The following is a 12,068-nucleotide window of genomic DNA, read 5'->3' on the forward strand; positions in this document are numbered from 1 at the left end:
CGTCGTCGCGCGGCGTACCTGATGCTGGCCCCGTCGGTCATCCACCTGGTCTGGTGGATCGGCCTACCCGTGGTGGCCACGTTCGGCCTGGCCTTCACCGACTACGACATCATCGCCGGCACCGTCGAGTGGGCCGGTCTGGAGAACTTCCGCGAGATCTTCGCCGACGACATCTGGAACCTGTCGATCTGGCATACCGTCGTCTTCACCTTCTTCACCGTTCCGGTGGCGATGGCGATCGCGGTGGTCATCGCGGTGCTGCTCAACCAGCGGATCAAGGCGCTGGCCTGGTACCGCGCGGCGTTTTTCATGCCGCACATCACCGCCACCGTCGCGATCGCACTGGTCTGGATGTGGATGTTCGAGCCCAACCTGGGGTTGTTCAATCTGCTGCTGGGCTGGATCGGGGTGAACGGGCCGGCTTGGCTATCGGACCCCGACTGGGCGATGCCGGCGGTCATCCTCGTCAGCATCTGGAAGGGCATCGGCCTGAAGATGCTCATCTACCTGGCGGCGCTGCAGAACATTCCGCACGATCTGTACGAGGCGGCGGATATCGACGGCGCCTCCGGCCCCCGCAAGTTCTTCGCGATCACCCTGCCGTTGCTGAAACCCGCCACGTTCTTCGTCTTCATCGTCTCCATGATCGACGCGTTTCAGGTATTCGATCAGGTGTACGTCCTGACTCCCGATGGCGGCCCGGCGAACTCGACAACCGTCATGACATACGAGATTTACCGGACGGCGTTCGGCGAGTTCGACATCTCGGCGGCCTGTGCGCAAAGCGTGGTGCTGTTTGCCTTCCTGCTCGTCCTGACGGTGATCGGGCGCCGACTGACCGGGAAGGACGGCGATGAAGCGTAAGTTCGACGCCCGCTGGGTGCTGCACCTGCTGCTTGGTCTCGGCGGACTCATCATGGTCGTTCCGTTCGTCTGGATGATCCTGACGTCACTCAAGAGCCGCGCCGACATCGCCGCCTACCCGCCACAACTGCTGCCGACCGAATGGGTGTGGAGCAATTACCAGGCAGCACTGGACTACGCCCCGTTCGGGACGTACTTCCGCAACAGCCTGCTGATCGCCATCGGGCACACGGTGATCAACCTGATGCTGGCTACGATGGCCGGTTACGCGCTGGCCCGGGTTTCGTTCCGGGGCCGGACCGTACTGTTCATGGCCATCCTCGCGATGATGATGATCCCGACCTACACGAAGATCGTCCCGCAGTACCTGATCGCCAAGGGGATGCCGTTCTTCGGCGGCAACGACTACCTCGGTCGGGGCGGCTACGGCTGGCTCGACTCGTGGTGGGTCCTGATCGTTCCGGGCGCGCTCACCCCGTTCGCGATCTTCCTGTTCCGGCAGTTCTACCTCTCGCTGCCCCGCGAGCTGGAGGAGGCCGCCCGCATTGATGGTATGGGGGAGTTCGGGATCTTCGCCCGGGTGATGACCCCCTTGGTGAAACCAGCCGTCGCGACGGTCGCCCTGGTCACCTTCGAGAGCAGTTGGAACAATTTTCTCTGGCCGTTGCTGGTCACCACCCGCGACGACCTGCGGGTGATCCAGGTCGGTCTGGCAGCCTTCCAACAGGCCGAGCGGACCGAATGGTCCTACCTGATGGCCGGATCGACGCTGGCCACCGTACCGATGATCGTGCTGTTCCTGTTCGCCCAGCGGTACTTCGTGCAGGGCTTCGCCACCGCCGGAATCAAGTAAAGGGGTATCTCAATGAGTATCGATCTGTCTGGGCGTCGAGCCCTGGTCACGGGTGCCGGCCACGGTATCGGGGCCGCCATCGCCGTGGCGCTCGCCCAGGCCGGGGCGGACGTGGCCGTCCACCACGGACACTCCGCCGGCCCGGCCGCCGAAGTGGCCTCGGCGATCGAGGCGCTGGGTCGCAAGACCGTCGTCCGGCAGGCCGACCTCACCCGGACGAGCGAGGTGGCCGCACTCGTCGAGGAGGCTACGGGGTTCCTCGGCGGCCTGGAGATCCTGGTCTGCAACGCGGGCGGAATGGTCGGCCGGAGCCCGGTGGCGGAGATGACCGACGAGCACTACGCCCAGGTCGTTGACCTCAACCTGGGCGTCACCTTCCGAACGGTGCGGGCCGCGATTCCGCACCTGCGGGCCGCCGGTACGGCGGGGCGGGTGATCACCATGTCGTCGTTGGCTGCACACAACGGTGGCGGTGCCGGATCAGCGGTCTACGCTGCGGCAAAGGCGGGGGTGCGGGGCCTGACCAAGGGGCTCGCCAAGGAGCTGGCGGCGACCGGGACCACGGTGAACGCGGTCGCCCCGGGATTCATCGGCGGCACTGCCTTCCACGAGACGTTCACCCCGGCACAGACTCAGGAAGCGATCATCGCCGGGGTACCGCTCGGCCGTGGCGGCCGGTCCGAGGACGTCGCCGGCGCAGCCGTGTGGCTCGCCTCCGAGGCGGCCTCCTACGTCACCGGGTCGACGATCGACATCGACGGTGGAGCCTGGTTCCGGTGACCGTGCCGACGCCGACCCTGCGTGCGCCGGTACTCCCGTCCGAGCGGGGCGGTTGGTGGCATGCATACGTCTGCCCCGCGCACGGCGTGGAACTCGATCACGACCGGCTGCTCGACGGTGCGTTCCCGGACGCCGGCGCGCGGTGCCGCCACGGCTGCCGGGTCGACAATCCGTCGGTCCGGGGCGGTTGGACCGTCCTGGCGCATCAGGCGAGTGCCCGACGTATCCGGTTGCTCGCCCGGTCGCCCCGGGGTGACGACCGCCGGGCAGCTGTCGACCTGCTGACCGCGTACGCCCGCCAGTACGCGGCACTCGGCGCGGCACCGCACGACGGAGCCGCCGACTGGATGCTGCGTGGCCGGCTGTTCCATCAGGCGCTGACCGAGGCGATCTGGGCGGTGACCATCGGCCAGGCCGCTGCAGCGCTGCGGGCGGGCGGTGAACCACTGCCCACGGAGGTGAACCAGTTGCTCCAAGCCCTTGTCGAGGCAGCCGGGCAGGCCCGCCAGGCGCTGGTCGACGCCGGCAAGTTCGAGTCCAACTACACCGCGTGGCTGATTGCCGCTGGCGCGGTCTGCTCGGGCCGCCCCGACTGGCTGACCGGTCGGCACGGACTGTGTGACCACGTCTCGACGGCGATTCGCCCGGACGGGTGGGAGTGGGAGGCAGCCACCTACTACCACGGCTTCGTCCTGCGGGCGTACCTGTTGACCCTCCAGTCACTGCCGCAAACTCTGGTGCCACCGCAGACGCACGCCCGACTCGCCGGGATGGCCACGGTGCTCGAGACCCTGGCCACCGACGGAGGTCTGCTACCAGCCCTGCACGACGGCCCGTACGACCGGCCAGCGGCCCGGTACGAGCTGGACGAACTCCGGGAACTGCTGCCCCTGCTGGGCCGTGGGCCGACGGAGCCGCAGCCGGTGACGATCTTTCCCGACGGGGGCTATGTGGTGCTGCGTGGATCGGGGCTGCACGCTGTCGCCGACTTCGGCCCGCACGGTGGCCCGCACGGGCACCGCGACAAGCTGGCCCTGTACCTGTACGGTGCCGACACTCCCTGGCAGCCCGACCCGGGTCAGGTGCCGTACGGCCACCACGGCTGGCGGCACCACTACGCCTCGACCGCCGCCCATCCCACCTTCGCAGTCGACGGGCTCGAGCAGGCGGAGTGCACCGGGCATCTGATCGGGTACGACAGCAGCTCGGCCGCCATCGGTTGTGACACCGCGTATCCCGGGGTGACCGCCCGGCGCCACCTGACCCTGCGCGGCGGTGTGCTGGTCGACGAGTTGCGGGTGGAGACCGACCGACCCCGCCGAATCAGCGCGCAGCTCAGACCGGATGTCGACCTGGCGGTTCGGGCTGTCGCCGACCGAACCCTGGAAACGGTCTGGCCCGGCCGGCAAACCCTGCACGGCCGGCACACCGTATCCGTCGACGCCGACGTCGTCTGCCGTCCCGGACCCGGACCGGCGGACGACCCGCAGCGCGTACGCCGCTGGGTCGACTGGACCGCGACCGACGCGACCACAGTGACGTTCCGATCGATCTACCGGATGGAGAGCTGATGCAACCCCTGCTCATCGGTGACCGCCTCGGGCAACTGCGCGCGGCGCTCACCACCACTCACGCCGCCCAGTGGCGGCGGCTGTACGAGCAATGCGCCTGGTACCGCGGACAGAGCCCGCCCGCCGAGCATCCGACCGCGAGCATCACCTACCTCGGCCCGGCCGCGATGAACCTGGCCCTCGCCTACCGCCTCACCGGCCAGCCCGGCTACCTGCTCGAAGCCCGCCGCTGGATCGGTACCGCCGTGTCCTACCCGCACTGGGGCAAGGCGAAGATGCCCGACCACGACCTCGACGCGGGTTGGCTGCTGCACGGGCTGTCCCTGGCGTACTCCTGGCTGCGCGACGACCTGCCCGACGACGAGGCGGCGGCGCTGCGGGCAAAGCTCACCCTGCAGGGTGAGCGCCTGTACGCCTTCGCCGTCGAGACCGAAGGCTCCTGGTGGTCGTCGAGCTACTGGCAGAACCACAACTGGATCTGCTACGCCGGCCTGGCCGCCGCCGGATACGTCCTCGACGAACCACGGTGGAGCGACCGGGCACGGGAGAATCTCGCGACGGTGCTGGACCTGATGCCGGGCGACGGATCGGACTCCGAGGGTGTCGTCTACTGGCGGTACGGCGTACCATGGCTGGCCATCCACCTCGACCTGCTGCAACACGCTGAAGGCATCGACTGGTGGCGGCGCGGCGACTTTCTGAGTCGCACCTTCGAATGGCGGCTGCACCAGTGCGCCCCCGGCTTCGAGGAGAACATCGACCACGGGGACTGCCACGACCGCCGGTCCGGGCACAGCGTCGCGCTCTACTACAAGCTCGCCGCCGCGTACCGCGACGGCCGCGCCCGCTGGCTTGCCGACCGCGTCGCCGATCGACACTTCTGGCGGGAGGCGTACGCCTCCGGCGTCAGACCGGGCGTGATGCCGGAGGCCGGCTACGAACTGCTCTGGTACGACCCGCAGGTGCCGGCCGTGGATCCCGCCGACACGGTGCCGACCTCCGCTCATTTTCCCGACCTCGGACAGGTGACCGCCCGTACCAGCTGGCAGTCGGGCGCGGCCTTCGTCAGCTTCAAGGCGGCCCCCGGCGGGGGACACACCGCCTGGGACACCGCTGAGCAGTTGCGCCGGGACAAGGGCTGGCAGACTCTCAACGCCGGTCACCACCACCCCGACGCCGGGGCGTTCGTGTTCGGCGCGTACGGCGAGTTCCTCGCCGTCGACGACGGGTACTGCAACCGTAAGCGGGCCGCCCACCACAACCTCGTCCTGGTCGACGGGCAGGGTTGGGCCGGCGAGGACCGCTACCAGGTCTACCAGGGGCTGCCCCACGAGCGCCAGGCCCGCCTGCGGGACGTGCTCACCGAGGACGGGCTGGTGCACGCGACAGCCGAATCTGCCGCGATGTTCGATCCGGCGCTCGGCGTCCGGCGCGTCGACCGGACACTTGTCTTCACCCCGGCCGGCCGGCTGGTCGTGCTCGACCTCCTCGCCGCCGACCAGCCACGCGAGTGGACCTTTCTGCTGCATTCGGACTGGCCGGCCGAGCTCGTCGGCGGCGACATCGTGCTCCGGTCCGGACCGGCGCAGGCGTACGTCCGCCAGGTCGTCCCGGACGCCGCCACCGTCAGTCAGACGACGACGGAGATCGAGGCCAACCCCACCGGCAGTACGCCGAGTCTGCGGATCGTCCGCACGCTGCACACCGTTCGGGTCCAGGTGGCGCCGGTCGTCCGTACCCGGATCCTCACCAGCGTCGAACCGACCTCCGCGCTGGCCCCGAGCGCGGCCGTCGCCGAGCCGGTGGACTGTGCCGAAGGAGCCGGGGTGCGGTTCGGGACCGACGGCGAGACGGTGCTGCTGGCGCCGGCCGACCGTCGGATCGACGGCGCGGACGTGCGGGCCGCCGCCGCCGCCGTGATCCTGCTGCCTGGCTCCGCCGACCGCCCGGCACAGGTGGGGGTGGTCGCGGCGACCCACGTGGATGTCGCTGGTCGCGACCTGGTGCGCAGCGACGAACCGGTGACCGGGGTGCTGCCGTGGCCGGCCTGAGCGCCGCGCCGTCCGCCACCGGACGGGGGGCGGCCCGGCGTCGAAGCGAGGTGGCGGCCGCCCAAGGTGGCTGGGCGGCCACCACGTTGCGGGTGCTGGAGTTCGTCGCCTACCCGGCGCTGGCGGGCTGCGCCCTGCTCCTGTTGAGTCTGGGCGTCGTCACCTGGCTTGCGGCGCTGGCCGCTACGGCACACGCGCTGCAGCAGTGGCGTACGGATGGACGGGCCCGGCCGTTCGTCGGTGCGCTGACCATGTTCGGGCACTACTGGCGGCGGTTGTGGCGGCACTCGATCCTGTCCACGGTCGCCGCTGCACTGTTGGCGGCCAACATCGTCTTCCTGGCCACCCGTCCAGGTGCCCACGCCGCAGCCCTGCTGGCCCTGCAGATCGGGCTGATCCTGGCACTGGTGCCGTACCACCTGGCACTGGCCGTCACCGCCGCCGGTGACCCCGGCGGGGAAGCCGGACGCTGGGGACGTGCCGCGCTGCTGTTCGCCTTCGCCGCTCCCCGACGTGGGTTGGCCCTGCTCGCGGCTGCTGTCGCGGCGCCGCTCGTCACCGCGCCGCTCGCCTTCGGGCCGTTGCTGTTCGGTGCCACTCTGCCGCTGCTACTCGGCCTGCGGCTCGCGGACAGCACACGACGACGAGGCACCGTCACGGCGTGGGTCGGTGCGACCGGCGACCGGTCCGATGCGGCTGCCGCGAGGGCGGCGGAGCGTAGCGGCAGATCCAGGGAGCGGGTCCGATGACCCTGACGATCCGTCCCGCTGCCGAGTGTCACTTCGATCTGCTCTCCCTCGGTGAGGTGATGCTTCGTCTCGATCCCGGTGCGGGGCGGGTACGGACCGCACGCACCTTCGCCGTCTCGGAGGGCGGTGGCGAGTACAACGTCGCACGTGGGCTACGCCGGGCCTTCGGCCTGCGGACCGCCGTGGTCACTGCTCTGGCCGACAACGAGATCGGCCGGCTCATCGAGGACCTGGTACGTCAAGGGGGAGTGGACACCTCGTTGATCCGGTGGGTGCCCTACGACGGAGTCGGCCGTACCGTCCGTAACGGGCTCAACTTCACCGAACGTGGCGAGGGCGTGCGTGCTGCGGTTGGCACCTCGGACCGCGGCCATACTGCGGTCAGTCAACTCGGCTCCGACCAGATCGACTGGGACCACCTGTTCGGCACCCTCGGGGTCCGCTGGCTGCACACCGGTGGCGTATACGCGGGCCTGTCCGATGCCGCCGCTGAGACCGCATCCACCGCCGCCGCAGCCGCCCGTCGGCACGGCACAGTCGTCTCGTACGACCTGAACTACCGGTCGAGTCTGTGGCGCGACATCGGCGGCCCGGACCGGGCCCGACTCGTCAACCAGCGCATTGCCCGGACGGTCGACGTGCTGATCGGCAACGATGAACACTTCCGTACCGTTCTCGGTGCCGGCCGATCGGACTCCGGCGTGGACCATTGCGAGGGCCGGTGGGAGGCTCCCGGCGAACGGGTCCGTCCGGACCTGGGCGATGCCCAGACTTCGCTGGAGCAGGTAGCCCGGAGCTACCCCAATCTGTCGATCGTGGCGGCGACGTTGCGCACCGTTCGGTCCGCCTCGGTCAACGACTGGGGGGCCGTCGCCTGGTCCGCCGACCTCGGCCCCGTCGCAGCCCGGTACCGACCGGGTCTGGAGCTTCTGGACCGGGTCGGCGGCGGCGACGGCTTCGCCGCTGGCCTCATCTACGGCCTGCTGCGGCTCGGCGACCTGCGGATCGGTGTCGAGTTCGGTGCGGCGTACGGCGCGTTGGCGATGACCACGCCGGGGGACGCATCGATGGCCGCTCTGGCGGAGGTTGAGGCGTTGGCCGCCGAATTCAACGCCCGGGCACTCCGCTGAGTACCACCCGTCGTACGAGTGTCGTCCAAGGGCGCGGGCAGCCGGCGTCCTGCTCGGGGGACGCGCCGGCCGGCCGCCGACGCATGCGGTGGTCGTCCGGCCTGCGGATCATGGTCGCCGACACATTCCTCATGGGGCTCGGCTTCTACGCCCTGGTCCCCCTGCTGGCGTACCACCTCCTGAACGACCTGGGGCTCAGCATCGCGCTCACCGGGTTGCTCGCCGGGGTACGGTCGGCCAGTCAACAGGGCATGATGCTCTGGTCGGGGATGCTGGCCGACCGGTTCGGTCACCGTCGGGCGATCTGCGTGGGCGTGCTGCTGCGTGCCGCCGGCTTCGCCGCGTTCGGTGTCGTGGACGCCGTACCCGGACTCGCGGTCGCCTCGGTCCTGGCCGGCCTGGGCGGATCCCTTTTTCACCCGGCCAGCTATGCCCTGTACGCCGAACTGACACCGGCGCCGTTGCGTACCCGTGCCTACGCCGTGCGGGAGATGGCCAGTAACGTGTCCTTCGTCCTCGGGCCCGCGCTCGGTGGCCTCCTCGCGGCCACCAACTTCCCGGCGCTGTGCATCGTCGCGTCCAGCCTGTTCCTGCTCGCCGGTGCGATCACCTGGATCGGACTGCGACCCGACCCGCCTACCACCGAAACGTCGGCACGGATGTCCTCCCTGCACCGGTTGCGGACCGTTGCCCGAGATCGCGGGTTTCGACGGTTCGTTGTGGTCAGTGCTTTCGCATGGGCGCTGTTCAGTCAGCTCTACCTCGCCGTTCCGGTGCGGGTCGGGCAGGTCCTGCCGGGAGCGACGTCGCTGGGCCTGGTCTACACCGTCGCGGCGGTCGTCATGGTCGTGGCGACCGTTCCGTCGACCCGCCTTGCCGAGCGGTATCTGACGACCGGCCGGACGCTCGCCGTGGCCACGGCCATGCTCTCCGTCGGTCTGTTGCTGCTGGGTGTGCTGCCGGGACCGGCTGGGGTGGTCACCGGCGTCGTCGTCTTCACGCTCGGGCAGGTTCTACTGCTACCGACGGTCAACGGCACCGTTTCGCGGCTGGCCCCACCGGGCGCGGTCGCGTCGTACTTCGGTGCGAACGGCCTGGTGCTCTCCCTCGGTGGACTGATCGGCAACCTGGGCGGCGGGTGGCTGCTCGACCTGGGCGACGACACCGGCAACTGGCTACCGTGGACGGTGTTCGCCGGCTGGGGCGCGGCGGCTGCGGTCGCCTACCTGTTGGTGCTCCGACCGTCGACACCAGTCAGGAGCGATTGAGCGTCGATGCGGCGGCCCACCTGGCCGGCCGCACCGACGCTCCTGCACCCCGACGATCCGGACCGGGTGCAGCCGTACGCCGACTAGTACTTCGGGCTGGGACCGAAGCGGTTCGGGCCGGGGGTGCCGTCCTGCACGGTGAAGATCAGCATCACGAGGGGGCCGATCAGCGGGATCGGCGAGATCAGCACCCACCAGCCGGATCGTTCGGTGTCGTGCAGGCGGCGGACGGCGACCGCCAGCGAGGGCAGCGCGAGCGCCAGGAGGGCAACCACATAGAAGATGCCGAGGTTGCCTCCGTCCAGACCGGTCCCCAGCAGGAGGTCGAGGATCGACCCTACGATGGCGACGGCGGTCGAGAACAGGACGAACCACCAGTACTCGGCGCGGCGAGCCCGGCCGCTGAACCCTACGTACCGGGTCAGGGCCGAACGGACAGCTTCGGTGAACGACATGACGTTGCTCCAGCATTGTGGACAGATGAGCAGAGGCGCGGCATCAGGGTACGCGAGCGTCCGCCGCGCTCTGGCGTCTGATCCGTCAGACCCTGTCCGGGATGATCTCCCCGCACATCGAGCCGTCGGTCCCTTCGGTCGCAGCGTCGATCTCGAAGGTGTTCACCTGGATGCTAGGAACACCGCCTCGCCGTCTGCTGGTGCTGATAGCTTGTCCACCTTCTCCGTACTCCGCTGAACCAGGCGTTCTTGTGCGGCGGGCCGGTTGCTGGTCGACGCCGCCCGGGTCGCGTCCGCCGAGGTCGCCCGGTGCGCACCGCCGGCTGCCGGGATGGCCGCGACGCTCAGGCTGGCCCGGTGAGGTTGTTGCACTCCGGGGCAAACCCGAGGTGCTTCCGAGGACGTGATGCCACAGGTGCATCTCGATGCATCTCTGGCATCAAGCTTAGCTGGTACCCCGACCCGGCGAGGTGACACTGCATCCACCGGCTGATGACCGGCAAGAGGAACGACGTCGACCCGGTCGAGGTCGAGCGGTGGATCACCGCCCGCATCGCCAAGCACAAGGGCACCCCGGTCTTCGTCGAGCTCGGCAAGCGGCTCGCCGCCCGGCGCGAGAAGTACGCTCACGCGCAGCAGGCCAGTCTTGAATTCCTCAAGGAACTCTTCGCCCTCGCCCGTGACACCGTGGCTGCGGAAAAGGCCGCCGCCGGGGTTCCGCCCGAGGAGCAGGGGAAGCGGCGCTCACCGAACTCTTCGAATCCCTCAAGGGCGAAGACACCCCCGATCATCGTCGAGAACGTCGTCAACGAGGTCGACGAGGTGGTCCGCGCGGTCCGTTTCAGCGGATGGCAGGACACCTACGAGGGTGACCGTCTGGTCCAACAGGCACTGCGGAAGACCCTCTACATCAAGTTCAAGATCCGCGACAACGACGTCTTCATCCGCGCACTCGACTACATCCGCGAGTACTATTAAGGCACGCCTTCAATGGCAGAATTGGTAACTACTCGTCTTGTCGTAGCTGGGGTTATCTGGCGCGGCGACAACCAGTAGCGTGGCAGGAGATGCGATCCGGGGTGTGATCGCGTTTTCGTGCGACGAGGAGGTTCGGGATGGACCCCACGCCTGGCTTGACCTTCGGGCAGCGTCTGAAGGTCTACCGTGAACGATCCGGCAAGACCCGGGCAGTGCTTGGTGGCCTCGTCGGTCGCAGCGCCGAGTGGGTCAAGGCAGTGGAAACCGATCGAATCCTGCCGCCGCGCGTACACATGCTGGACCGCATCGCCCGCGTGCTGAAGGTGGATGTATCCGTGCTGATCGGTGAGCTGGGCGGCCGCTCGGCCGTGGTGAACGGACCGGAGCATCCCGCACTGGCGCCGGTCCGTGACGCCGTGAATCGCACGGCACTGTCCAATGACGTCGCGCCACCGCCGCTGAACGAGATCCGCGAACGCCTCGCGGCGGCGTGGCGAGCACGCCATCAGGCGGCTGATCACCGTACGGTGCTGGGTGCACTGCTGCCCGAGCTGTTGCGGGACGCGCAGCGTGCGGCGCTGACGTACCAGGGCGACGAGCGACGGCAGGCGCAGGCGCTGCTGTCACAGGTGCTGGGGCTGGCGCAGATGTTCCTGGCCTACCAGCCGGCGGCGGAACTCCTGTGGCGCGTCGCGGACCGTGCGATGGTCGCGGCTCAGGAGTCGGGAGATGCCGAAGCGTTGGCGTGCGCTGGCTGGTTCCTGTGCCAGGTGCACCGGGACGCGGGAGACTGGGACACCGCAATGGCGGTGACGCTGGATGTCGTTTCGACCTTGGAACCCCAGATGGCCGAGTCGAGCGTGAACTTGCTCGCGTTGTGGGGAGCTCTTAACTTCGAGGCCGCCTACACCGCCGCCCGTGCCGGCGAGGAGGGCCGTGCCTGGCGGTACTGGGACCGCGCAGACCAAGTTGCTCAGCGACTCCCACAGACCTTCTACCAACAGCAGACATCGTTCTCCCAGATCATCATGGGCGTCCATGCGGTGACGGTGGCGGTGGAGCTGCAGAAGTCCGGCGAGGCGGTGCGGCAGTCACGACGTATCGATCCTGCGGCAATCCCGTCGCGGCCGCGCCGGGCCCGACATCTGATAGAGGTAGCCCGTGGCCATCACGGCAAGGGCCACACCGAGGCGGCTGCGGCAACTCTGCGGCAGGCGTACGAGTCGGCACCGGAGACGATTCGCTTCAACGGCTACGCCCGGCAGATCACCCTCGACCTGCTCGACGGGCCACGGGCGATGCGGGATGAGGCTCGTGACCTCGCGTTGAAGGTTGGCCTGCTCGCGTAGCTCGCCGTGAGCGCCGGCAA

Annotated in this window: 11 protein-coding genes; 10 read left to right on the plus strand and 1 reads right to left on the minus strand. The window is 69.1% G+C overall.

Going from position 1 to position 12,068, the window contains the following annotated elements:
* The first annotated feature begins 21 nt into the window (after positions 1-21).
* The 8 genes from ACFHW1_RS11085 to ACFHW1_RS11120 all read left to right on the plus strand — a co-directional run bounded on the left by ACFHW1_RS11085 (position 22) and on the right by ACFHW1_RS11120 (position 9,266).
* Positions 22-864, plus strand: coding sequence for a carbohydrate ABC transporter permease (locus ACFHW1_RS11085; RefSeq protein WP_416554093.1), 843 nt, complete (start codon positions 22-24; stop codon positions 862-864).
* Positions 854-1,717 (plus strand): carbohydrate ABC transporter permease, encoded by an 864-nt coding sequence (locus ACFHW1_RS11090; RefSeq protein ID WP_416554095.1) that lies wholly within the window; start codon positions 854-856, stop codon positions 1,715-1,717. Before ACFHW1_RS11085 ends, ACFHW1_RS11090 begins: the two co-directional genes overlap by 11 nt.
* Positions 1,718-1,729: 12 nt before the next feature.
* Positions 1,730-2,497, plus strand: coding sequence for an SDR family NAD(P)-dependent oxidoreductase (locus ACFHW1_RS11095; RefSeq protein WP_416554097.1), 768 nt, complete (start codon positions 1,730-1,732; stop codon positions 2,495-2,497).
* Complete coding sequence (locus tag ACFHW1_RS11100) at positions 2,494-4,068, plus strand: heparinase II/III domain-containing protein (protein WP_416554099.1); 1,575 nt, start codon at positions 2,494-2,496, stop codon at positions 4,066-4,068. Before ACFHW1_RS11095 ends, ACFHW1_RS11100 begins: the two co-directional genes overlap by 4 nt.
* Positions 4,068-6,119: a hypothetical protein gene (locus ACFHW1_RS11105; RefSeq protein ID WP_416554101.1), complete on the plus strand. Its 2,052-nt coding sequence runs from the start codon at positions 4,068-4,070 to the stop codon at positions 6,117-6,119. Before ACFHW1_RS11100 ends, ACFHW1_RS11105 begins: the two co-directional genes overlap by 1 nt.
* Positions 6,107-6,868, plus strand: coding sequence for a hypothetical protein (locus tag ACFHW1_RS11110; RefSeq protein ID WP_416590867.1), 762 nt, complete (start codon positions 6,107-6,109; stop codon positions 6,866-6,868). The genes ACFHW1_RS11105 and ACFHW1_RS11110 overlap by 13 nt, the downstream gene beginning before the upstream one ends.
* On the plus strand, positions 6,865-7,998 hold the full coding sequence (locus ACFHW1_RS11115) for a sugar kinase (protein ID WP_416568802.1): 1,134 nt from the start codon (positions 6,865-6,867) through the stop codon (positions 7,996-7,998). The genes ACFHW1_RS11110 and ACFHW1_RS11115 overlap by 4 nt, the downstream gene beginning before the upstream one ends.
* Positions 7,999-8,108: 110 nt before the next feature.
* The gene (locus tag ACFHW1_RS11120) at positions 8,109-9,266 is read left to right on the plus strand and encodes an MFS transporter (RefSeq protein WP_416568803.1); all 1,158 of its coding nucleotides are present in this window, start codon (positions 8,109-8,111) and stop codon (positions 9,264-9,266) included.
* 83 nt (positions 9,267-9,349) lie between these two features.
* Here the strand turns inward: ACFHW1_RS11120 and ACFHW1_RS11125 are convergent, their stop codons facing one another.
* Positions 9,350-9,721, minus strand: coding sequence for a DUF805 domain-containing protein (locus tag ACFHW1_RS11125; protein ID WP_416615345.1), 372 nt, complete (start codon positions 9,719-9,721; stop codon positions 9,350-9,352).
* Positions 9,722-10,213: 492 nt separating this feature from the next.
* On the opposite strand from ACFHW1_RS11125, the gene ACFHW1_RS11130 reads away from it, so the two are divergent.
* Both ACFHW1_RS11130 and ACFHW1_RS11135 read left to right on the plus strand, forming a co-directional pair.
* Complete coding sequence (locus tag ACFHW1_RS11130) at positions 10,214-10,699, plus strand: hypothetical protein (RefSeq protein WP_416615346.1); 486 nt, start codon at positions 10,214-10,216, stop codon at positions 10,697-10,699.
* A 137-nt stretch (positions 10,700-10,836) separates the two neighbouring features.
* Entirely contained in the window at positions 10,837-12,048 is a 1,212-nt protein-coding gene (locus ACFHW1_RS11135) for a helix-turn-helix domain-containing protein (protein WP_416615347.1), read from the plus strand.
* Positions 12,049-12,068 lie beyond the last annotated feature (20 nt).

The organism is Micromonospora sp. LOL_014 (genome assembly GCF_048060245.1).
GTDB lineage: Bacteria > Actinomycetota > Actinomycetes > Mycobacteriales > Micromonosporaceae > Micromonospora_E.